The sequence below is a fragment of the Kitasatospora griseola genome, assembly GCF_014648555.1.
GTDB lineage: Bacteria > Actinomycetota > Actinomycetes > Streptomycetales > Streptomycetaceae > Kitasatospora > Kitasatospora griseola.
In genome coordinates this window covers 72374-94691 of record NZ_BMRI01000005.1, presented here as the reverse complement: position 1 = coordinate 94691, position 22318 = coordinate 72374, and the positions used below count along the sequence as shown (strand labels likewise).

Sequence of the window (22318 nt, the reverse complement as noted above, 5' to 3'; positions counted from 1 at the left end):
CCCGCGGGCAGCGGCCCGGTCCGCCGTCCGACCTGTGGTCGCTCGGCGGCACCCTGTACGCGATGGTCGAGGGCGTCCCGCCGTACGACCGGGGCTCCGCGCTGGCCACGCTGACCGCCGTGATGACCGAGGAACTGCCGCCGCCCCCGCACGCCGGGCCGCTGCTGCCGGTCATCGAGGGCCTGCTGGAGAAGGACCCCGCGAAGCGGATGGGCGCGGACGAGGCCCGCGAGCTGCTGCAGCGGATCGTCGCCGGGAAGGCGCTCCCCGAGCCGAAGCGCGCCGCCGCCGGGAAGCCGGCCGAGCCGGTCGCCGCGGAGACCGCGACCCGGGCGCTGCCCGCGGACCCCGCCGCCGGCGCGGACACCGCGGTGGTGCAGCGCGCCGGCGCGTCCCGGCGGCGCACCCTGCTGACCGTCGCCGCGGTGGTCGCGGTGCTGGCGCTGGTCGCCGCACTGGTGGTGCTGTGGCCCGCCGAGAAGGGCGACGGGGCGAACGCCGCGGACGGCGGCAGCACCGCGGCGCCCGTGCAGCCGTCCCCGTCCCCGTCCCCGTCCGCCTCGCCGTCCGCCTCGCCGTCCGCGAGCCCGAGCGCCGGCGCGTCGGCGGGCGCCGGGGAGCAGCCCGGGCCGGCCCTGACGCCCGGTCAGGTGCCGGACGGGTACCGGGTGTACAAGGACCCGTCGGGCTTCAGCATCACGCTGCCGGAGTGGATGTCCGACAAGGGCGCGGACTACCGCTCCACCAGCCGACAGTTCGAGGGCAACGGGCTGCGGCTGGTGATCGACTGGCAGTCGCCCGCCGGGGACAGCGCGCTCAAGGACTGGCAGGCGTCCGACCGGTCCGCGACGATGAAGGACTACCGCCGGATCCGGGTCGAATCGGTGGCCTACCGGGGCTGGAGCAACGCCGCCGACTGGGAGTGGACGTACTCCGGCAAGACCGGCACCCTGCTGCACTCGCTGAACCGGGGCTTCGTCACCGGCGACGGCAAGTACGGCTACGCGATCTACTGGACCATGCCGGAAGCGGTGTGGTCCGCGCCGGACGGTTCGCTCGCCCGGCGGATCTCCTTCGAGAGCTTCCAGCCCGCGCCGTAGGCGCGCCCGCCGGAGCGGGAGCCTCCGGCGCGGAGGGGCAAGGGAGTTGAATGGCCGCACCGGAAGGTGGCGGGTGCGGCTCGGGGCCGTAGGCTGGCGGCACTACGGCGTGAGGAACAGGCATGCGAGCGGCCCCTGGGCAGGTGGTGGCCGGGCGGTACCGGGTGACGGACCGTCCGGACGACGGCGTCGGCGTGCCCGCGGTGGACGGGTCCAGCGGCGCCCGGGTGCGGCTGTTCGGCCTGGAACTGCCCGACCTGGTCGCGCCCGACCGGGCGATGGACCCCGCCGCGCCCTCCTACGGGCAGCTGCTGACCGCCCGGGTGGCGCAGGTCGCGGCCGCCGCGCCCGCCCACCCGCGGCTGCTGCGCGGACTCGCCGCCGGACCCGAGGGCGAACTGCTGTGGGTCGCCGAGGAGTCGGTCTCCGGAGTGCCGCTGGAACGGCTGATGGACGACGGGCCGCTGTCGCCGTACCGGGTCGCCGAGATCGGCGCCGACCTGGCCGGGGCGCTGCGGGCCGTGCACGACACCGGCCTCACCCACGGCAACGTCACCGCCCGCACCGTGCTGGTCTGCGAGGACGGCGCGGCGATGCTCGGCGGCCTGCTGCTCGGCGCCGCCGAGGAGGAACTGTGCGCGGCGCTCGGCGGCGAGGTGCCACGCCGGGTGTACGAGACCCGCGCGCTGATGCTCGGACCGCTCGCCGAGCGCTGGGCGATCGACCCGGGCGCACCCGCCGACACCTGGGCCCTCGGCGTCCTGCTGTACCGCCTGCTCACCGGCCACGGCCCGTACCCCGAGCACGACCTGCCGACGCTGCTGGCCGCCGTCCGCGACGGCCGCCACCACCGCACCGACGGGTGCGGCCCGCTGCGGCCCCTGGTGGAGCGGCTGCTGCGCCCGGACGCCGAGGCCCGGCCCGACGCGGTCGCCGTGCAGCAGGAGCTGCGCGAGCTGCTGATGTCCGCCCCCGAGCCGTACCCGGACGGGCCGCCCGCCCCGGCGCTGCCGGCGCCCCGCACCGAGACCGGGCCGCCGGCCGTCCGCCCGCGCGGCGCCCGCCCGCGCAAGCGCCCGCCGACGCCCCGTCAGAAGGCCGCGCCCGCCGGGCGTCCGCCGCGGATTCCCGCCCGGATGCTCGGTCCGCTGGTGCTGGCGGCCGTGCTGGTGCTGATGGTGGCGGCGGTCACCGGGATCGTTCTGGTCGCTGGCTGAATGCGGCCGGTCACCGTGCGATTCGCAACCCGGGGTGTGATTCCCGCGCGGCCCCGCGCAGCCTAGGCTTGCCTTCGAACCGTCGGTGCGAGCAGGCACACGAGGTGCCACGACCTCGTCCGACCGACGGTGGGGGGTCAGAAGGGGGGACGGTCATGGGCGGGCAGGACCAGTCGACAGGCCGTCTGCTGGCCGGGCGGTACGCGCTCGGCGAGCGCCTGGGGCGCGGCGGGATGGGGACCGTCTGGCGGGCCAGGGACGAAATGCTGGACCGGGAGGTCGCCGTCAAGGAGTTGACGGTCAGCCATCTCTCGGAGGAGGACCTGGAGATCCTCCAGTCCCGGATGAAGCGGGAGGCCCGGGCCGCCGCCCGGATCAAGCACCCGGGCGTCATCACCATCCACGACGTGCTCGAACAGGACGGCCGGCCGTGGATCGTGATGGAGCTCGTCGACGGCCGCGCGCTGTCCGAAGTGATCAGCCAGGACGGCACCCTGACTCCGCGTGAGGCCGCCGACGTCGGCCTCCAGGTGCTCGCCGCCCTGCACCGCGGCCACCAGCTCGGGGTGCTGCACCGGGACGTCAAGCCCGCCAACGTGCTGCTCGAACACGGCAGCGGACGGGTCGTGCTGCTCGACTTCGGCATCGCCAAGTTCGAGGGCGCGATGGAGATCACCCGCCCCGGCGACCTGGTCGGCTCGCCCGACTACCTGGCGCCCGAACGCGCCCAGGGCCAGCGGCCCGGACCGGCCTCCGACCTGTGGGCGCTCGGCGCGACGCTGTTCCACGCCGTCGAGGGCCAGTCGCCGTTCCGCCGCGACAGCCCGCTCGGCACCCTCACCGCCGTCGTCGACGAGCCGCTGCCGGATTCCCGGCGGGCGGCCGCCCTCGGGCCGGTGCTGGCCGCGCTGATGGCCAAGGACCCGGCGGACCGGCCCGGCGCCGACGAGGCCGCGAGGATGCTCCGCGAGGTCGCCGCCGGACACACCGTCAGCATGCGCGTCCCGCAGCAGGCCGGCGAGGAACGGCTGCCCACCCAGCAGGTGCCGGTCGCCGACCGGGTCGAACCGGACGGGACGCCCGCCGAGCCGGAGCCGGCGGCGCCGCCGCGCGTGCCGTCGCAGGGCGGGCCGGCGGAGACCGCGACCCCGCCTCCGGCCGCCAGCGGCGGCCGGAGGCGATGGCCGCTGCTGGCACTGGCGGCCGTCCTGGTGCTGGCCGCGGCCGGCGGCGGCGGGTACTACGCCACCCACCGCCACCAGCAGCAGGCCGGCGGCGGCGGGACGACGCCGTCCGCCTCCGAACCCGGGCAGGGGCCCGCGCCCGCCGGCTACACCTGGCAGGACGACCCGGCGGGGTTCCGCTTCCCGCTGCCCACCGACGGCACCTGGGTGCGCAGCGAGAGCGGCACGCAGATCCTCTACTCGCCCGACGAGCGCGACCACTACCTGCAGTTCGCGGTGACGGTCGGTCAGCCGCTGGCGCCGCAGGAGCACCTGCTGCAGTTGGAGGCCTCGCTCAGCAAGAGCCTGAAGGACTTCCAGACCAGCAGCCTGGCCGCCGCGCGGATCAACGACCAGGAAGGCGCGGTGTGGGAGTTCAGCTTCACTGCGTCGGGCGGGCGCCGGCACGCGAAGGAAGTGGAGTTCCGGCGCAGCGACGGGACGTCGTACATCGTGTACGTGTCGGGGCCGGAGAAGGACTGGACGCAGAGCCTGCGACGCTTCACCACGGTGTTGAACAACTTCGTGCCGACCAAGTGACGTGACGGAGGGCGCACGCCCCCGGATTGTTGTTACCGCCGGGTACACAAGCGGGCGTCCAGCGCCTAGGCTGCCCGCATGACGGAGAGTGCGAGCCAGGGTCGGCGCAATCCTTCGGCGAAGGGTGCGGCGCGTACGGTTGCTTCGGCGGTGCCGGCGGCGGTGGTGGCGCGGTTGGCGAAGGGGGTCACGGCGTCCGGGGAGGACGTCGTGGAGACCGTCGCGCCGCTGACCGGCGAGGCGCTGGCGGCGCTGCCGGTGTCGGGGACGGCGGACGTGGAGCGGGCGTTCGCCGAGGCGCGGCGGGCGCAGCCCGGGTGGGCGGCGCTGTCGGTGCGGCACCGGGCGGGTGTGCTGCTGCGGTTCCACGATCTGCTGCTGCGGCGGCAGGACGAGGTGCTGGACCTGATCCAGGCGGAGACCGGCAAGGCCCGGCTGCACGCCTTCGAGGAGGTCATGGCGGTCGCGTCGGCGGCCCGGCACTACGGCCGGACGGCGGCGTCGTACCTGCGGGACCGCCGCCGCGGGGGCGCGGTGCCGGGGCTGACCAGCGCCGTGGAGGCGCGTCGGCCGAAGGGCGTGGTCGGGCAGATCTCGCCGTGGAACTACCCGCTGGAGCTGTCCGTCGGCGACGCGCTGCCGGCGCTGGTCGCGGGCAACGCGGTGGTGAACAAGCCGGACACCCAGACGGCGCTGACCGCGCTGTGGGCGCGGGAGCTGTTCGTCGAGGCGGGGCTGCCGCCGCAGGTGTGGCAGATCGTGCTGGGCGACGGCCCGGTGGTGGGCCCGGAGGTGGTGGAGCGCGCCGACTACGTGGCGTTCACCGGCTCCACCCGCACGGGTCGGGAGGTGGCCCGGCGGGCCGCCGAGCGGCTGGTCGGGGCCTCGCTGGAGCTGGGCGGCAAGAACGCCATGCTGGTGCTGTCCGACGCGGACCTGGACAAGGCGGCGGCGGGCGCGGTGCGGGCCTGCTTCTCGTCCGCCGGGCAGCTGTGCATCTCGATCGAGCGGCTGTACGTGCACCGGTCGGTGGCGGACGCGTTCCTGGCGAAGTTCGCCGAGAGGACCTCCGCACTGCGCCTCGGCGGCGGTCTCGCCTACGGCGCGGACATGGGCTCGCTGGTGTCGGGCCGTCAGCTGGAGACGGTGACCCGGCACGTCGACGAGGCGGTGAAGGCCGGGGCGACGGTGGTGGCCGGCGGGCAGGCCCGGCCGGACCTCGGGCCGCTGTTCTTCGAGCCGACCATCCTGGACGGCGTCACCCCCGACATGGCGGTGTGCGCGGAGGAGACCTTCGGCCCGGTGGTGTCGATCTACCGCTTCGACACCGAGGACGAGGCGGTCGCCGCCGCCAACGCCACCCCGTACGGCCTGAACTCCAGCGTGTGGACGAAGGACACCGGCCGGGGCCGCAGGGTCGCGGCGCGGCTGCGCACCGGCACCGTCAACGTGAACGAGGCGTACGCCGCCGCGTACGGGTCGGTCGCGTCGCCGATGGGCGGCATGGGCGACTCCGGACTGGGCCGGCGGCACGGCGCGGAGGGCATCCTGCGCTACACCGAGGCGCAGACCATCGCCGTGCAGCGGCTGCTGCCGATCGGGCCGTCGATGGGCCTGGACGACCGGAAGTTCGCCGAGCTGTTCACCACCGGCCTGAAGGTCATGAAGGCGTTCCGTCTGAAGTAGCAGGGCCGTTGATCGAGGAGGGGCAGTGTCGTTCGACTACGACGTCGTGGTGGTCGGTTCGGGCTTCGGCGGTTCGGTCGCCGCGCTTCGGCTGACCGAGAAGGGCTACCGGGTCGCCGTCCTGGAGGCCGGGCGCCGGTTCGGCCGCGACGAGCTGCCCAGCACCTCCTGGGACACCCGCGACTACCTGTGGGCGCCCGCGGTCGGCCTGTACGGCATCCAGCGCATCCACCTGCTGCGCAACGTGCTGATCCTGGCCGGGGCGGGCGTCGGCGGCGGCTCGCTGAACTACGCCAACACGCTGTACGTGCCGCCCACGCCGTTCTTCGAGGACCGGCAGTGGCGGCACATCACCGACTGGCAGTCCGAACTCGCCCCGTTCTACGACCAGGCGCAGCGGATGCTCGGCGTCCGGACCAACCCGACGATGACGCCCTCCGACGTGCACCTGAAGGCCGCCGCCGAGGCGATGGGCTGCGGCGACACCTTCCACCTGGCCCCCGTCGGGGTGTTCTTCGGCGACGGGCGGGACGGCACGGGCGAGGCCAAGGCCGCGCCCGGCGCCGAGGTCGACGACCCGTACTTCGGCGGGGCCGGCCCGAAGCGCACGGCGTGCACCGAGTGCGGCGAGTGCATGACGGGCTGCCGGCACGGCGCGAAGAACATGCTCACCGAGAACTACCTGTACCTGGCGGAGCGGGCCGGCGCCGAGATCCTGCCGCTGACCACCGTGAAGCGGCTGCGCCCGTACGGCGACGGCTACGCGGTGGACGTGCTGCCCACCGACGCCCGCACCCGGCGGGCGAAGAAGGCCGGCGCCCGCACGATCACCGCCGAGCGGGTGGTGGTCGCGGCCGGCACCTACGGCACCCAGACGCTGCTGCACCGGATGCGCGAGGGCGGGCTGCTGCCGCGGATCTCCGCCAGGCTCGGCCACCTGACCCGCACCAACTCCGAGGCGCTGGTGGGCGCGCAGACCTCCGACCGGCGCTACGGGGAGCGGCCCGACTTCACCCGCGGCGTGGCCATCACCTCGTCCGTGCACCCCGACGAGAACACCCACATCGAGCCGGTCCGCTACGGCCGCGGCTCGAACGCGATGGGCGCGCTCTCCATCCAGCAGGTCAGCGGCGCCGGGCGGGGGCCGCGCTGGCTGCGCTACCTCGGGACGGCCGCCCGGCACCCGTGGATCTTCGCGCAGTCGATGAACCAGCACCGCTGGTCGGAGAAGACCATCATCGGCCTGGTCATGCAGTCGCTGGACAACTCGCTGACGGTCTCCCTGAAGAACGGGAAGCTGACCTCCCGCCAGGGCCACGGCGCACCGAACCCGAACTACATCCCGGCCGCGGAGGAGGGGGCGCGGGCACTGGCCGCGTCCATCAACGGCTTCCCCGGCTCGACCGTCGGCGAGATCTTCGACATCCCGCTGACCGCGCACTTCCTCGGCGGCTGCCCGATCGGCGACAGCGCCGACACCGGCGTGGTCGACCCGTACCACCGGCTGTACGGCTACCCGGGGATCAGCGTGGTCGACGGCTCCGCGGTCTCCGCCAACCTCGGCGTCAACCCGTCGCTGACGATCACCGCGCAGGCCGAGCGCGCCATGTCGATGTGGCCCAACCGCGGCGAGGCCGACCCGCGCCCCGAGCAGGGCGCCGACTACCGGGCCGTCCGTCCGGTGGCGCCCCGTCGGCCCGCCGTCCCCGAGGGGGCGTTCGGGGCGCTGCGGCTGCCGCTGCTGGCCGTGCCGAAGGTGCCGCGGAAGGCCGACTGAGGCCGATTGACATCCCCGGAGGGCCGGTGGGATAAACGGGCACCCGATCGAACCATCCCCGGGGGGACCGTCATGCCCATCTGCCCGTCCTGCGGCGCGGCCGTCGCCGGCGCCGTGGCGGCCTGCGCGAACTGCGGGCACGGCCTCGCGCTGCCGCCGCCCGCGATCGGCGAAGTGGTGGCGGACGACACCTCGACGCCCGGCGGCTCCCCGTGGGGCGCCGGGCGGATCCACCCAGACCGGCAGTGGCCGACGCCGTCCCGGGGCTGGCTGACCGCCGGCCGGGTGCTGCTCGCCCCGACCGTGCTGCTGGTGCTGCTGGCCGCGCTCGGCTCCACCGTCGCGGGCCGCGACGTCGCCGGCGTGGACGACGACCCGGGGGTGCGGTGGACCACCCACGCCTTCCAGATGTGGCTGCAACTGACGCTGACCGCGTTCGGCACGCCCTGGCGGAACGCCAACACCAGCAGCTTCGGCAGCGCCGTCGCCGCCGTCCACGTGCTGCCCTACGCGGTGGCCCTCGGCTGGCTGGCGCTGCTCTGGTTCGGGCAGCGGCTCGCGGCCCGGGCCCGCGCCGAGGCCGGCGCCGCCGAGCCGACCGCGCGCGCGGCCGGCGCGCAGGCGCTGCGCACCGGCGCGCTGTCGGCGGCTGCGGCGCTCGTGCTGGGCCAGGTCGCCACCGGCAGTTCGGAGAAGGAGACGCTCAGCCTCAGCATGCACATCACCACCGGCCCGGCGATGACGCCGCTCGGGGTGTCCGCGTTCCTGGCCGCGGCCGTCGTGGTGCTCGCCGTGGACGGGCAGGGCGCGCTCCGGGCGGAGGCCGCGCGGCGCCGGTGGCTGGGCGGCTGGCTGCTGGCGTGGCAGCACGCGGCGCGGGTGGTCGGCGGCCTGCTGGTGCTGCTCACCGTGGTGTCGGTGGTCATGCAGGTGCTGGTCGACCGGCCGTTCCCGCAGTACGCGTTCCGGGCGCTGACGGTCAACGGCGGCGGCTACCTGTTCGGCGTGGGCAGCGGCGCCCGGGTGGTGCAGCGATCCCTGCGCGGCAGCCGGGACGACTCCTTCGCGCTGTACGACCTGGGCGGGCACGGCTCCCAGTGGTGGCTGGCGGTGGTGCCGGTGCTGCTGGCGGCGCTGGCGCTCGGCTGGTCCGCCCACCGCGGGCGGCTGACCCGGCCGGACCGGGCCCGGCTGGCCGTGCTGTACGCGGCGCTGGCCGCCGCCCTGGTGCTCGGCACCTCGATCCGGCTGAGCGACCGCACCACGTTGAAGGGCGAGGTCCACGAGACCCGGATCGACCTGGTCGGCTGGTCGCTGACCTCGGTGCTGGTCGCCGCCGCGGCCTGGGCGGTGTTCGGGGCGCTGGTGGTGCCGGCCCTGCTCGACGCGGTGCGGCGCACGCCCGCGCCGGTGTCCGTGCCGCTGCCCGGGCAGGCCTCGGACCGGCCGGAGCCGGCGGGCGGGCCGATGGAGGCGGAGCTGGTCGAGTCGGTCGCCGAGCGGCGGCCGGCGGTCGGACGCGTCGACGTGCTGGACTCGCACGCCCCCTACCGGCGGCCCGACGCCGACTGAGCCCGGACAGGGCAAAGGGCCCCGCGGGGGAACGGGGCCCTTTGTCGGTCAGCACTCGGCGTCAGGGCCGCGCCGGGTGCTGGTGACGGCGCCGGGGGAGGAGCGCCGTCGGGGGAAATGGCTCGGTGCACGCCGGAGGCCGGTGGGCCTCACGGAGCGTGAGAAAAGGGCCGTTCGCGCCAACGGTCCAGGACTGCGGCGGGGGTGTGCGGTGGCCCCCGTCCAGCAGCCATCGTCCTGGACGAGGGCCTTGCCGTGCAACCGATTCGACGCAAATCAGGGGGAGGCCGGAACAGGACACGGCGCCGGGGAGCGCCGGTCCCGACCGGCCGGGGTGGTGACTGTCCGTGATAGTGGCTTGCGGGGCGTACCGGGGCGTACGCCGGAGCGGGCGGCCGGCCGATGTGTGGCGGCCGGCACCGGTACCGGCCGCCACACCCCGGGTCCGCCCGGTCGCGGACGGGTTCGCTGTCCCCTGCTGACCCGACCGCGGCACCGGGGCGCGGTCCCACGGCGGGCCCGTGCCCGCCACGCGCACCCGGTGGACCGGAGAAGATCCACGCGTGGTCCGCCGTACGTCGCCGCCCGCACCTGGAGGATGCCGGCGTCTTCGTACGGCCGCCCGGTGCAACGATTCGCCACCCGGCGCGGTCACGGGCAGCGCGGCGGGCAGTCGGGTGAAACGCTCCCGGTAGACTCGGTGGCGACACCCCTTTTGTACCGCCGCCGGAAGGCCGTCCGTGTCCTCTGTACACCCCCAGTCCCCGCCCGAGAACGACACCGTCCTGGTCGTCGACTTCGGCGCCCAGTACGCCCAGCTCATCGCCCGTCGGGTGCGTGAGGCGCGGGTCTACAGCGAGATCGTGCCGAGCTCCATGCCGGTCGCCGAGATGCTCGCCAAGAACCCGCGGGCGATCATCCTCTCCGGCGGTCCGTCGTCGGTGTATGAGGAGGGCGCACCGCAGCTCGACCGTGCGATCTTCGAGGCCGGCGTCCCGGTGTTCGGCATGTGCTACGGCTTCCAGCTGATGGCCACCGTCCTCGGCGGCACCGTCGACAACAGCGGCGCCCGCGAGTACGGCCGCACCCCGCTGACCGTCACCCGCTCCGGCTCCACCCTGTTCGAGGGCACCCCGGACAAGCACTCGGTGTGGATGTCGCACGGCGACGCCTGCTCGGCCGCGCCCGAGGGCTTCACCGTCACCGCCTCCACCGACGTGGTGCCGGTCGCCGCGTTCGAGAACGACGAGCGCAAGCTGTACGGCGTGCAGTACCACCCCGAGGTGATGCACTCCGAGCACGGCCAGCAGGTGCTGGAGCACTTCCTGTACCGCGGCGCCGGCATCGCCCCGAACTGGACCACCACCAACGTGGTCGAGGAGCAGGTCGCGCTGATCCGCGAGCAGGTCGGCGACAAGCGCGCCATCTGCGGCCTGTCCGGCGGCGTGGACTCCGCCGTCGCCGCCGCCCTGGTGCAGCGCGCCATCGGCGACCGGCTGACCTGCGTCTACGTCGACCACGGTCTGATGCGCAAGGGCGAGACCGAGCAGGTCCAGAAGGACTTCGTCGCGGCCACCGGCGTCAAGCTGGTCGTGGTCGACGCCGAGGAGCGCTTCCTGACCGCGCTGAAGGGCGTCTCCGACCCCGAGACCAAGCGCAAGATCATCGGCCGCGAGTTCATCCGGGTCTTCGAGCAGGCCCAGGCCGACATCATCGCCGACGAGGGCCCGGCCGTGGAGTTCCTGGTCCAGGGCACCCTGTACCCGGACGTGGTGGAGTCCGGCGGCGGCACCGGCACCGCCAACATCAAGTCCCACCACAACGTCGGCGGCCTGCCCGAGGACCTTGAGTTCCAGCTGGTCGAGCCGCTGCGCAAGCTGTTCAAGGACGAGGTCCGGATGGTCGGCCAGGAGCTCGGCCTGCCCGCCGAGATCGTCCAGCGCCAGCCGTTCCCCGGCCCGGGCCTCGGCATCCGGATCGTCGGCGAGGTCACCAAGGAGCGCCTGGACCTGCTCCGCGACGCCGACGCCATCGCCCGCGAGGAACTGACCCTGGCCGGCCTCGACGCCGAGATCTGGCAGTGCCCCGTGGTGCTGCTGGCCGACGTCCGCTCGGTCGGCGTCCAGGGCGACGGGCGCACCTACGGTCACCCGATCGTGCTGCGCCCGGTCTCCTCCGAGGACGCCATGACCGCCGACTGGTCGCGCCTGCCCTACGAGGTGCTGGCGAAGATCTCCACCCGGATCACCAACGAGGTCAAGGACGTCAACCGGGTCGTGCTGGACGTCACCTCCAAGCCGCCGGGCACCATCGAGTGGGAGTGATCCCACCGGCAACCGTGTGACGCCGCCGCCGCTCCCCGACGTCAGGGGAGTGGCGGCGCCGTCATGTGCGGACGCCACCCGGCACAATCGGACCCGGCCGTGTCGGCGGTCGGCAGGCGGCGCGAGGGAGAGGGACGGCAGCGATGGCGACAGGGACGGGGACGGGAACGGTCCCGCACGAAGGGTCGGGGACGGCGGCACGGATCGGGCAGTGGAAAGCGGCGGCCTCGCGCCTCGCCCTGCTGCCGCTGCGGCTGTTCCTGGGGGTGACCTTCGTCTACGCCGGCTTCGACAAGCTCTCCGACGCGCACTACCTGGCCGGCGCCGGCGACGCCGCCTCCTTCTACTCGCAGACCCGGGCGGCCCAGGCCGGCAGCCCGATCGGCTGGACGCTCGCCCCCGCGCTGCACGCCCCCACCTTCTTCGGCCTGCTGATCGCCTTCGGCGAGCTCGCGGTCGGCCTCGGCACCCTGTTCGGCCTGTGGGGTCGGATCGCCGCCCTCGGCGGCGCGCTGCTCAGCGCCACCCTCTGGCTGTCCGTCAGCTTCCACACCACCCCGTACTACCTGGGCAACGACCTGGCCTACCTGATGGCCTGGACGCCGCTGGTGCTGGCCGGCACCCCGTACCTGTCGGTGGACGGCTACCTCGCCGCCCGGGCCGCCCGGGACCGGGCCCGCGGCCTCGCCGAGGACGCGGTGCGCCGCCGCGCCCTGCTGGACGGCGGCATCGCGGCGGTCGCGCTCGGCGGCGCCGGCCTGCTGTCCGGCTCGCTCACCGCCGCCTTCGGCCGCGAGGACCTCCCGCCCGCCGCCGCGCCCGGCACCGCCGCCCCCGCCCCGCAGTCCGCAGCCCCGCAGTCCGGCGGCCCGGCGGTGGCCGTCCCCGCCGCGCAGGTCCCGGTCGGCGGCTCCGCCACCGTCAAGGACCCGGCCAGCGGCGACGCGGTGTACATCGTCCAGCCGTCCGCCGGGAAGTACACCGCGCTGTCCTCGGTCTGCACCCACTCCGGCTGCGCCGTCAACCCGCCCAAGGACGGCCGGCTGTACTGCCCCTGCCACGGCTCCACGTTCGACGCCGCCACCGGCGCCGTGATCAACGGGCCGGCCGTCAAGCCGCTGCCCCACTACACCGTCACAAAGAACGGCGAGCAGCTCGAACTCGGGCCGCAGCAGTCCGCCTAGCCGTCCAGCGTGTGATCGTCGTCGCGGGCCCCGCCCCGGCCGCGCCTGGAGACCGCCACCAGCGCGCCGCCGAGGCCGCCCGCGCCGAGCACGATCAGCGCCAGCGGCAGCACGAACCGGCTGTTCACCTCCCGGTCGTTCAGCGACGCCACCAGGTACAGCACGGCCAGCGCCGTGAACAGGCCGCCCGCGACCAGCGCGTACAGATCGAACTGATGCTTCCTCATCACCGCTCCACCCTGATGTCACCGATGCCCGTCGTCACCGTCAGTTCCAGCGCGCCCTTCGACGGCTGCCCCTGCGGGACCTCGATCACCACGTTCTCGTTGGTGACCGGCCCGCTGTAGTCCTGGCCGTCCGGCAGGCTCACCGAGCCCACCGCGTCGCGCAGCTTCAGCCGCAGCTCCACGCCGGGCGGCACCTGCACCGTCGCGGTGCCGATGCCGACCCGCAGCTCGGTGCCGAGGACGCCGCCCTTCGGGTCCAGCGCCGACAGGTCGAGCCGGGCGTCGCCGACGCCCACCGTGTACGCCGAGTGCAGGTCGTCGTTCGCGGCGGTCCAGTGGCGGTCGCCGACCGTGCCCGCGACCGTCGTCGAGGTGCTCGCCGAGAACACCAGGCCCACCGTCAGCAGCAGCGACAGGAAGGTCAGCCCGCGGGTGCGGCCCCAGCGGGCGCTGAGCATCATCGCCAGGCCCAGCGGCAGCAGCGCCACCGCCAGCACCGTCGACCAGCGGTGGTCGCCGTGGTCGCTCGCCGCGACCGCCCAGGACGCGCCGATCGCCACCAGCACCGCCCACGCGCCAAGCCCCGAACGTCCGCGCTGCGCCCGCCGCGCGGCCTTCCACTCCTGGTGGCGGCGCAGGTTCTCGCGGCGCTGCTCCATCGCCTCGCGCTGCGCCTGCCGGCGCTGCTCGGCGGCGTCCCGGAAGTGCGCCTTCCACTCCTGCCGGCCCTGCGGCGCGGTCGTCTCCTTGCGCAGCGGGTCGCCCTCCGGCAGGTCGGTGCGCTGCCACCACGGCTGGGCGGGCGTGCCGGGCGGCGGCGTCGCGCCGTACGGGTTGCGCTCCGGGTGCCGCGGGTCCCACAGATAGCCGGACGGGCCGGTCGGGGGCGTGTCCGCCGGGCGCTCCTCGTGCTGGGCCGCGACCCGCTCGTGCAGGTCGGCGGTGCGGGTCCGCCACTCCTGGCGGAGGTCCCGGCTCATCGCCTCCCCCCAGGTCTTCCAGTCGGCGAACGTGCCGGACGGGTCCAGCCGGTCGTACGGGCCGCAGCCCGGCTTCGGGCCGGCGCCCTCGCCGCTGCCGAACCGGCGCCGGCGCTCCGGGTCGTAGCGCAGCGCCAGGAACACCAGCGCGGCCAGCAGCAGCAGCGGGAACAGCTGGTCGCCGTCGCCCATCGAGGAGAAGAACACCCCGGTGCCGATCACCGTCAGCAGCACCGCGCCGATCGACTGGCCGTCCACCCGGCCGGTCAGCACCCGCTGGAGCTCGGTGCGGCCGCCCTCGCCGTCGGTCGCCTCGCGCGGGATCACCAGCCAGGCCAGGCCGTACAGGAAGAGTCCCAGTCCGCCGGTCAGGCCGAGCACCGCGATCACCACCCGGAACACCACCGGGTCGATGTCGAGGTAGCGGCCGAGTCCGCCGCACACGCCCGCCACCACCCGGTGCCGGGAGGAGCGGGTCAGCGCCGGGCGCGGTTCGGTGGGGGCGTCCGGTGCGTCTCCCGGGATCTGGTCGTCCGTCATGCCCCCCATCCTTCCGGCCCGCCGGGCCCCGCCCAACCGTCCCGGGCCCCGGAGCGACCCTGAACTGTCCCTGAGGCGGGCTCCGGGCCGGACCCTGATGCGCCGCCGACACCGCACCTGCGACCATCGGTGCCGTGGCAGCACCCGACACCAGAACCCCCGAGACCCCACCGACCGACCTGCCGGCCGGCGCGCCGCCGTACCGGCGGCTCTACCGCAGCCCGCACGGCGGGATCCTCGGCGGCGTCTGCCAGGGCCTGTCGGTGCACCTCGGCGTGCCCGTCACCTGGGTGCGGCTGGCGTTCATCGTGCTGTTCTTCGCGCAGGGCATCGGCACGCTGCTGTACGCCGCGTTCTGGGTGGTGGTGCCGCTCGGCATCGGCGAGGCCGCGCCCGGCGCCGCCCGGCCGGGCCTGCCCGACGTCGGCCGGCTCGGCCGCCTCGGGCGGCTGCGCGAGCTGCTGGAGCGGACCTTCCACGGCGAGGACGGCGCCCCCGGCGCCTACCCCGACCCGGAGGGCCGCCCGGCGACCGCCCCGGCCGCCGCCGGGCAGCGCGGCGCCGGCCTCGGCCAGCTGTTCGCGCTGATCGGCCTGGTCATCGGCGTGATGGCGCTGCTGTCCGCGCTCGGCATCCAGACCGCCAAGCCGTACGTGTGGCCGCTGCTCGCGGTCGGCGTCGGCGTCGCCCTGGTGTGGCGGCAGGCCGACGACTCGCGCTGGCAGAACTGGTTCGGCCTGGAGCCCGGCAGCCGCAACGGCGCCTACCTGCGGGTCGGCGCGGGCGTGCTGCTGGTGGTGGCCGGCATCGTCGGCTACTTCGTGACGCAGGGCGTCGAGTCGCCGATCGCGCTGGTGGTGGAGTCCTCGCTGGCGGTGGTGGCGGGCGTGCTGGTGCTGGCCGGCCCGTCCATGCTGCGGATGTGGCAGGACCTCGGCGCGGAGCGCACCGCCCGCATCCGCGCCCAGGAGCGCGCCGAGATCGCCGCGCACGTCCACGACTCGGTGCTGCACACCCTGACGCTGATCCAGCGCCGCGCCGAGGACCCCAAGGAGGTGCTGCGCCTGGCCCGCGCCCAGGAACGCGAACTGCGCCTGTGGCTGTACCGCCCCGAGGCCGCCGCCGAGGCCGCGCCCGACACCCTCGCCGAGAACCTGCGGGAGATCGTCGCCGAGGTCGAGGACCGGCACGGCGTCCACATCGAGCTGGTCTGCGTCGGCGACTGCCCGATGGACGAGAAGATCGCCTCGCAGATGCAGGCGGCCAGGGAAGCCATGGTGAACGCCGCCAAGTACGGTGGCGGGGGACCGGTCCAGGTCTACGCGGAGGTGGAGGGGAGGACGGTGTCGGTGTTCGTCCGCGACCACGGCCCCGGCTTCGACCCCGACGACCTCCCCGAGGACCGCATGGGCGTACGCGAATCGATCATCGGCCGGATGCGGCGCAACGGCGGCACCGCACGGGTGCGGCCCGCGCCGGACGGCGGTACCGAGGTCGAGCTGGAGATGGAGAGGGCGGCAGATGACTGACGCAGCGGCACCCGAGAGGCGTGCCCGGGTGGTCCTGGTGGACGACCACCGGATGTTCCGCACCGGTGTGCGCGCCGAGATCGGGCGCACCGAGGAGACCGGCATCGACGTGGTCGGCGAGGCCGACGACGTCGAGTCGGCGGTCCGGGTGGTCGCCGAGACCCGGCCCGACGTGGTGCTGCTCGACGTCCACCTGCCGGGCGGCGGCGGCGTCGAGGTGCTGCGCCGCTCGGTGGGCGTGGAGGGCGTGCGCTTCCTCGCGCTGTCGGTCTCCGACGCCGCCGAGGACGTCATCGGCGTGATCCGCGGCGGCGCCCGCGGCTACGTCACCAAGACCATCACCGGCACCGACCTGGTCAACGCGATCTTCCGGATCTCCGACGGCGACGCGGTGTTCTCGCCGCGGCTGGCGGGCTTCGTGCTCGACGCGTTCGCCGCCACCGACACCCCGCCGGTCGACGAGGACCTCGACCGGCTGACCCAGCGCGAGCGCGAGGTGCTGCGGCTGATCGCGCGCGGCTACGCCTACAAGGAGATCGCCAAGCAGTTGTTCATCTCGGTGAAGACGGTGGAGAGCCACGTCTCCGCGGTGCTGCGCAAACTGCAGTTGTCGAACCGTCACGAGTTGACCCGCTGGGCGACCGCCCGCCGACTGGTCTGAACCAAGGAACGGCCCGGGGCGGGGCCCGGGGCGGTGTGCGGCTAGGATGCACGCAATTGTGTTGGGAGAGCCGGGTCGTTCGGAGGCCCGTCCAACCGACCGCCGCTCGTTGTCCGCGCCCGCCCCGCCCGATGGAGCAGCATGCCCACCACCCACACCGGCCCCGAGTCGCGAACCGACTCCCGGCAGCCCGACGGTGACCTGGGGGCGGACGGCGCCCGGACGTTCTCGCCGTGGCGCGTCACGACCTGGAACCAGCGCGTGCTGGCGCCGGTCGGCTACTGGGCGTGCACCCGCCTGCTGATCATCATGATGGTGTTCACCACGGGGGAGAACGCCCACGGCGAGGTGCACCTGCTGTACCGCAAGTGGGCCCACCTCCTGCAGAACGGGTCCTTCCCGGTCGGCGACTCGACCTGGCAGTACCCGCCCGGCGCGGGCGCGGTGATCCTCGCGCCCACCCTGGTGCCGGGCGTCAACTACGTCCAGGCCTTCATCGTGGTGACCTTCCTGGCCGACGCGGTGATCCTCGGCGCGCTGCTGCGGGCCGGCTCCCGGCCCGGCCGCAGCCTGGCCGGCGCCTGGGTGTGGGTGCTGATGCTGCCGCTGATGCAGTACATCCCGTACGCGCGCTACGACATCATCGTCACGCTGTTCGCCGTGCTGGCGCTGGTGCTGCTGCCGCGGTACAAGGCGCTCGGCGGGGCGATGGCCGCGATCGGCGCGGCGGTCAAGGTCTGGCCGGCGTTCGCGGTCTTCGGCATGCCGTGGGGGCGCGGCCTGCGGTCGGCCGTGCTCGGCTTCGTGGCCTCGGCGGCGGCGCTGATCGGCATCATGTCGCTGCTGTTCAGCAACAGCTTCGGCTTCCTGCAGGAGCAGAGCGGGCGCGGCGTGGAGTTCGAGTCGCTGGGCGGCAGCGCGCTGCTGGCGGCCAAGCACTTCGGCTGGACCGGCAGCGTGGTCTACCAGTACGGCTCGAACGAGGTCGTCGGCCCGTACGTCGACGTGGTCGGCCGGGTGCTGGTCGGGCTCAGCGTGGTCGGCTTCTGCTGGCTGCTGCTGTGGCGGGTCCGGGCCCGGGTGTTCTCCGCGGCCACCCCGGCGGACGCGGCGCTGGCCGCGGTGCTGGTGTTCGTCACCACCAGCCGGGTGATCAGCCCGCAGTACTTCATCTGGCTGGCCGGGCTCGGCGCGGTCTGCGTGACCTTCCGCCACTCCTCGCAGCGCCTGGTGGTCGGCCTGCTGGTGGTCGCGACCGCGCTGACCACCGTCGAGTTCCCGTTCTTCTACGAGAAGGTCCTTCAAGGGCACGCGGGATTCACCGCCGTGCTGCTGCTGCGCAACCTGGTGCTGGTGGCGGCGACGGTACTGTCGTGTGTCCAGCTGTGGCGCTCCACCGTGCCGCGCGGGAAGACCGGTCGAGGCGCGTCCCGTGCCCCGGTCGACACCGCGGCCGGGACGGGCGGCTGAGCGCCCGCCGCAACCCAGCCCATCTCCGGACGGACGTTCCGGAGCCGCCCCGGGCCCGCAGAATCGGGCCCCGCCTCGCTTAACGTGGAGCACCGTGACCGACACCGCCGCTTCGAGTCTTCCGACGCCCGAAACCTCACCGGACCCGGTCCGGCCGGGTTCGGGCAGTTCCCCGCTGGGGTCGGAGGACGGTTCCCGCGCACCGAAGTCGGCCCGGGGCCTGCGCGGACTGTTCCGGATCACCCCCTACCGGGTCACCGGACTGCTGTTCCTGCTGTTCCTGGTGCCGATGGCCGCCCGCCTCCCGTGGTCCGGCGACATCGGCCAGCACGCGTCGACCATCTGGCGACTGCGCGAGAACCTCTCGCACCCGACCAGCCCGATGATCGACCTGCCCGGTGACGGCAGCCCCTACTTCTCGCCGTACCAGCTGTTCGGCGCGCTGGTGTCGCTGGCCACCGGCCTGGTCCCGCTGAAGACGCTGCACCTGCTCGCCGTCATGAACGTCGTGCTGGTGATCACCGGCCTCGGCGCGCTGGTCCGGGCGCTGACGCCCAACCGGTGGGCACCGGTGGTCGCGCTGTTCTCCTACTTCTTCCTCTGGGGCGTGGACGTCTCGGTGTGGAGCGGCTACGAGTCGTTCGTGTCGTTCTCGCTGGGCCTGTCCTACCCGAGTGCCTTCGGCGCCGGCGTGATGTTCTGGATCTGGGCGCTCACCCTGCGGCTGCTCGGCCGGGTCCCGGACCGGGCGCCGCTGTCCGACTCGCTGCTGGTCCGGATACCGCTGCACCTGCTGCTGGGCGTCGCGCTGTTCTCGGTGCTGCTGTCGCACCCGTTCACCGGCATCGTGCTGTGCATGGGCATGGCCGGCATCATGATCGGCTCGCTGCGGGTCATCGTGCTGCGCGACTGGCTGCTGTGGGCGCTGTCCGCCGCCGTCGTCACCGTCGGCGTGCTGGCCTGGCCGTACTGGAGCGTGCTGGAGCTCAAGCAGTCCGCCGCGCTCGACGACATGCACCGCGGCCTGTACAACCACCCGCTGAACTGGTTCGGCTTCGCGCTGCTGCTCGGTCTGCCCGCGATGGTGGCGCGCTTCCGCCGCAACCGGCTCGACCCGGTGGTGCTGACCTTCGCCCTGGTCGGCGCGACCGTCGCCTACGGCTGGTTCAGCGGCCACTACAGCTGGGGCCGTGCCTACCCCGGCGTGATCGCCATGCTCCAGCTGGCCGCCGCTCTGGAGGCCGCCCGGATTCCGTGGCGGCAGTGGACGCGCAACTACTTCACCGGGATCATGGCGATCTGCCTGGTGTTCGGCATGTGGGTGCAGTCCGGCGCGATGTTCTACCTCGTCCCCAAGAACCACTTCCCCAAGGGCGTGGTGGAGAACGTCCAGGCCTGGAACCCGTGGCCGGGCTACACCTGGGCCGGCAAGTACCTCAAGTACGGCGACGTGGTGATGGCCACCGGTGAGCGCCCGCTGGTGCAGCTCCCGGCGTACGGCTACTACACCGTCGAGGCCGGCTACCCGGACCCGGCGATCGACCAGGCCGTGCTCGACCAGCGGAAGAAGGACACCGACGAGTTCTTCGCCAAGAACACGACGAACACCCGCAAGACGGAGCTGCTCCGCCAGTACCACGCCGACTGGGTCATGCTGCTCCCGAAGGACGGCGAGGTGCCCACCGGCCCCGAGTTCCAGGTCGTGACCAAGAGCCCGCAGGGCGAGTACCTGATCAAGGTGTCGAAGCCGTGACGAACGCAGGCCCGGGACACCCGTCCCCCGAACGCCCCCTGCTCCAGGCACCCGTGTTCGCGGACGCCGCTCCGGCCCCCGCCGGGACGGGGCGGCGGGCCGCCGCCCCCGCCCCCGCCAAGCGGCCCCGCCTGTACGTGCTCGACGGCATGCGCCTGGTCGCCGCGCTGACCGTGATGCTCTTCCACTACGTCGGCAAGCCCGCCGGGTGGGAGCAGGTCTGGCGCGGCGCGCCCGACGTGCTGATGCCGGCCCTGCACGGCGTGGCCATCTACGGCTGGATCGGCGTCGAGCTGTTCTTCCTGATCAGCGGCTTCGTCATCTGCATGTCCTGCTGGGGCAAGCGGCCGCAGGACTTCTTCGTCTCCCGGGTGGTCCGGCTCTACCCGGCGTACTGGGTGGCCGTGCTGCTCACCACCGCGGTGGTCACCACCGCCGGCTACGCCTTCACCACCGCCAAGGACCTCACGCCGCGCACGGTCATCGCCAACCTGACGATGATCCAGACGCCGCTGGGCGCGCCGTCGGTCGACCCGAGCTACTGGACCCTGTGGGTCGAGATGCTCTTCTACGTGCTCTTCGCCGGCGTCGTCGCGATGGGCCTGACCTACCGCCGGGTGGTCGCCTTCTGCGGCATCTGGACCTTCGTCGCGGCGATCGCGCCGACCGTCGACCTGCCGCTGCTGGACACCCTGACCCAGCCGTCGTACGCGCCGTTCTTCACCGCCGGCGTCACCATGTACCTCATGTACCGGTTCGGCCCGAACCTGCTGCTGTGGGGCATGCTCGGGTTCTCCTGGATGGTCGCCCAGTACCGCCTCAAGGGCACCGTGGACATGTACCAGCAGTGGCTGCCGCAGCACATCTCGTTCACCGTCGCGGCCGCCCTGATGACGCTGTGCTTCCTGCTGGTGCTGGCCGCCTCGCTCGGCTTCTTCAACTGGATCCAGTGGCGCTGGCTGACCGTCGCCGGCGCGCTCACCTACCCCGTGTACCTGCTGCACCAGGAGATCGGCCTGAGCGCCATCCACTGGCTGCGCCGCTCGATGGAGCCGATCCCGACCCTGCTCGTGGTGATGCCGTCGATCCTGGTGCTCGCCTACCTGGTGCACAAGCTGGTCGAGAACCCCCTGTCGAACGCCCTGAAGCGCGGGCTCACCACGGCCTTCGCGACGGTCACCAAGGTCGACCAGGAGAGCCGCGCCCGGGTCGAGGCGCAGACGCGCAACACCGGCGGGGGATCTGCCCGATGAGCACCGACACCACCCGGGCGTCGCTGGCGCCCGAGGAACAGGGGGGCGGGGCGACCGGGCTGAACCGCTCGCTGCTGCGTCGGCCGCTGCGGTTCCTGCGGCCGATGGCGCCAGCGCTGCTGGCCTACACCGCCGTGCGGGCCTTCGGTCTGCTGGCGATGTGGCTGCACCCCAAGTCCGACCTGCCCGGGGTCAGCAACTCCACGCTGACGCGCCTCGCCACCCTGTGGGACGCGCCGTACTACCAGATGATCGCCGTCCACGGGTACAGCGACGACCTGGGCATCGACGGCTACGCCAACGGCGTCCCCTACTCGTCGCGGGCGTTCTTCCCGTTCTACCCGATGGCGATCCGCGCGGTGCACGCCGTGCTGCCGATCACCGCCGGGCACGCCGCCCTGCTGGTCGCCTGGTTCTTCTCGCTGGTGGCGGCCGCGGGCATCTTCGCCGTCGTCGCGCACGTCTACCGGCCGCGGATCGCGCTGATCGCGGTGGTGCTCTGGGGGGCGCTGCCGCACGGCGCGGTGGAGAGCATGGCGTACTCCGAGCCGGTCTTCACCGCCTGGGCCGCCTGGTCGCTGTACGCGCTGCTGCGCCGGAACTGGATCTGGGCCGGCGCGCTGAGCTGCATGGCCTGCCTGACCCGTCCCAGCGGACTGGCCGTGGCGGCCGCCGTCGGCATCACCGCGGCGGTCGAACTGGTGCAGTTCTGGCGCGGCCGGCGCAACGGCGCCGACCGCCCGGTGGTCTGGCGGGTCCTGCTGGGCACCGCGCTCGCCCCGGCGGGCTGGTTCGGCTACCTCGCGTACGTCGGCTGGCAGCGCGGCACCTGGCGCGGCTACTTCGACGTCCAGCTGGCCTGGGGCACCCACTTCGACTTCGGCCGGGGCACGCTCTCCTGGATGAGCGGCATGATCCTGCACCCGGACAGCAAGGGGACCACCCTCGACCAGGTCGTGATGGTCGGCATCGTGGTCGCCTCGGTGGTGCTGTTCCTGCTGGCCGTCGAACAGCGCCAGCCGCTCCCGCTGCTGGTGTTCGGCGGCATGATGCTGGTGATCGCGCTCGGTGACGGCGCCTACTACGCACCGCGCGCCCGGTTCCTGCTGCCGGCGTTCGTGCTGCTGCTCCCGGTGGCCGCCGGACTGTCGCGCATCCGTTCCCGGGTGTCGCTCTGGGTGCTGCTATCGTCAGCCGTTGTCTGTTCGGGCTTCTACGGCGTGTTCCTGGTGTTCGAGAGCGTCTACTCGCCCTGACCGGCGGCCGATCAGGCCTCTGTGCC

The 22318-nt window shown here is 73.7% G+C and carries 16 protein-coding genes and 1 pseudogene; 15 read left to right on the top strand and 2 right to left on the bottom strand.

Annotated elements, in window-relative coordinates; genetic code table 11:
• The 9 genes and pseudogenes from IEZ12_RS08220 to IEZ12_RS40530 all read left to right on the top strand — a co-directional run.
• Positions 1 to 1100, top strand: a 1100-nt coding sequence (locus tag IEZ12_RS08220; protein WP_505744209.1) for a serine/threonine kinase C-terminal domain-containing protein, incomplete at its 5' end; no start/stop codon positions are given.
• A gap of 122 nt (positions 1101 to 1222) precedes the next feature.
• A complete protein-coding gene (locus tag IEZ12_RS08215) occupies positions 1223 to 2317 on the top strand; it encodes a protein kinase (RefSeq protein WP_189271460.1) in 1095 nt (364 codons plus the stop codon).
• A gap of 155 nt (positions 2318 to 2472) precedes the next feature.
• A complete protein-coding gene (locus tag IEZ12_RS08210; protein ID WP_189271459.1) occupies positions 2473 to 4080 on the top strand; it encodes a serine/threonine-protein kinase in 1608 nt (535 codons plus the stop codon).
• Between the two features lie 78 nt (positions 4081 to 4158).
• Positions 4159 to 5766, top strand: a complete 1608-nt coding sequence (locus tag IEZ12_RS08205) for a succinic semialdehyde dehydrogenase (protein ID WP_189271458.1) — start codon at positions 4159 to 4161, stop codon at positions 5764 to 5766.
• A 25-nt stretch (positions 5767 to 5791) separates the two neighbouring features.
• Positions 5792 to 7543 carry a GMC oxidoreductase gene (locus IEZ12_RS08200; protein ID WP_189271457.1) on the top strand — a complete coding sequence of 584 codons (1752 nt, stop codon included), beginning with the start codon at positions 5792 to 5794 and terminating at the stop codon, positions 7541 to 7543.
• A gap of 72 nt (positions 7544 to 7615) precedes the next feature.
• Positions 7616 to 9115, top strand: coding sequence for a hypothetical protein (locus IEZ12_RS08195; RefSeq protein ID WP_189271456.1), 1500 nt, complete (start codon positions 7616 to 7618; stop codon positions 9113 to 9115).
• A gap of 740 nt (positions 9116 to 9855) precedes the next feature.
• Positions 9856 to 11439, top strand: coding sequence for a glutamine-hydrolyzing GMP synthase (gene guaA / locus IEZ12_RS08190; RefSeq protein ID WP_043914479.1), 1584 nt, complete (start codon positions 9856 to 9858; stop codon positions 11437 to 11439).
• 143 nt (positions 11440 to 11582) lie between these two features.
• Positions 11583 to 12107, top strand: a pseudogene (locus tag IEZ12_RS40535) (DoxX family membrane protein); the annotation flags it as partial.
• Positions 12108 to 12137: 30 nt separating this feature from the next.
• Entirely contained in the window at positions 12138 to 12623 is a 486-nt protein-coding gene (locus IEZ12_RS40530; RefSeq protein WP_373295453.1) for a QcrA and Rieske domain-containing protein, read from the top strand.
• Here IEZ12_RS40530 and IEZ12_RS08180 read toward each other — a convergent pair.
• Positions 12620 to 12850: a hypothetical protein gene (locus tag IEZ12_RS08180; protein ID WP_043914477.1), complete on the bottom strand. Its 231-nt coding sequence runs from the start codon at positions 12848 to 12850 to the stop codon at positions 12620 to 12622. The genes IEZ12_RS40530 and IEZ12_RS08180 overlap by 4 nt on opposite strands.
• On the bottom strand, positions 12850 to 14370 hold the full coding sequence (locus IEZ12_RS08175) for a PspC domain-containing protein (RefSeq protein WP_189271454.1): 1521 nt from the start codon (positions 14368 to 14370) through the stop codon (positions 12850 to 12852). Before IEZ12_RS08175 ends, IEZ12_RS08180 begins: the two co-directional genes overlap by 1 nt.
• A gap of 134 nt (positions 14371 to 14504) precedes the next feature.
• Between IEZ12_RS08175 and IEZ12_RS08170 the strand changes: the two genes are divergently transcribed.
• The 6 genes from IEZ12_RS08170 to IEZ12_RS08145 all read left to right on the top strand — a co-directional run bounded on the left by IEZ12_RS08170 (position 14505) and on the right by IEZ12_RS08145 (position 22292).
• Entirely contained in the window at positions 14505 to 15899 is a 1395-nt protein-coding gene (locus tag IEZ12_RS08170; RefSeq protein ID WP_189271453.1) for an ATP-binding protein, read from the top strand.
• Entirely contained in the window at positions 15892 to 16560 is a 669-nt protein-coding gene (locus IEZ12_RS08165) for a LuxR C-terminal-related transcriptional regulator (RefSeq protein WP_100587213.1), read from the top strand. Before IEZ12_RS08170 ends, IEZ12_RS08165 begins: the two co-directional genes overlap by 8 nt.
• A gap of 141 nt (positions 16561 to 16701) precedes the next feature.
• Positions 16702 to 18030 carry a glycosyltransferase 87 family protein gene (locus IEZ12_RS08160; protein ID WP_052509618.1) on the top strand — a complete coding sequence of 443 codons (1329 nt, stop codon included), beginning with the start codon at positions 16702 to 16704 and terminating at the stop codon, positions 18028 to 18030.
• 94 nt (positions 18031 to 18124) lie between these two features.
• Positions 18125 to 19783, top strand: coding sequence for a putative glycosyltransferase family protein (locus IEZ12_RS08155; RefSeq protein WP_189271452.1), 1659 nt, complete (start codon positions 18125 to 18127; stop codon positions 19781 to 19783).
• Positions 19780 to 21036, top strand: a complete 1257-nt coding sequence (locus tag IEZ12_RS08150) for an acyltransferase family protein (protein ID WP_189271451.1) — start codon at positions 19780 to 19782, stop codon at positions 21034 to 21036. Before IEZ12_RS08155 ends, IEZ12_RS08150 begins: the two co-directional genes overlap by 4 nt.
• The gene (locus IEZ12_RS08145; RefSeq protein ID WP_189271450.1) at positions 21033 to 22292 is read left to right on the top strand and encodes a putative hexosyltransferase; all 1260 of its coding nucleotides are present in this window, start codon (positions 21033 to 21035) and stop codon (positions 22290 to 22292) included. Before IEZ12_RS08150 ends, IEZ12_RS08145 begins: the two co-directional genes overlap by 4 nt.
• Positions 22293 to 22318: the final 26 nt, after the last annotated feature.

What these genes read in the sequence shown, in the direction of transcription:
- IEZ12_RS08180 (WP_043914477.1), bottom strand. Translation starts at nt 12,850, where the DNA reads ATGAGGAAGCATCAGTTCGATCTGTACGCGCTGGTCGCGGGCGGCCTG.
- IEZ12_RS08175 (WP_189271454.1), bottom strand. Translation starts at nt 14,370, where the DNA reads ATGACGGACGACCAGATCCCGGGAGACGCACCGGACGCCCCCACCGAA.
- IEZ12_RS08160 (WP_052509618.1), top strand. Translation starts at nt 16,702, where the DNA reads ATGCCCACCACCCACACCGGCCCCGAGTCGCGAACCGACTCCCGGCAG.
- IEZ12_RS08145 (WP_189271450.1), top strand. Translation starts at nt 21,033, where the DNA reads ATGAGCACCGACACCACCCGGGCGTCGCTGGCGCCCGAGGAACAGGGG.
- IEZ12_RS08165 (WP_100587213.1), top strand. Translation starts at nt 15,892, where the DNA reads ATGACTGACGCAGCGGCACCCGAGAGGCGTGCCCGGGTGGTCCTGGTG.
- IEZ12_RS08195 (WP_189271456.1), top strand. Translation starts at nt 7,616, where the DNA reads ATGCCCATCTGCCCGTCCTGCGGCGCGGCCGTCGCCGGCGCCGTGGCG.
- IEZ12_RS08205 (WP_189271458.1), top strand. Translation starts at nt 4,159, where the DNA reads ATGACGGAGAGTGCGAGCCAGGGTCGGCGCAATCCTTCGGCGAAGGGT.
- IEZ12_RS08215 (WP_189271460.1), top strand. Translation starts at nt 1,223, where the DNA reads ATGCGAGCGGCCCCTGGGCAGGTGGTGGCCGGGCGGTACCGGGTGACG.
- IEZ12_RS08210 (WP_189271459.1), top strand. Translation starts at nt 2,473, where the DNA reads ATGGGCGGGCAGGACCAGTCGACAGGCCGTCTGCTGGCCGGGCGGTAC.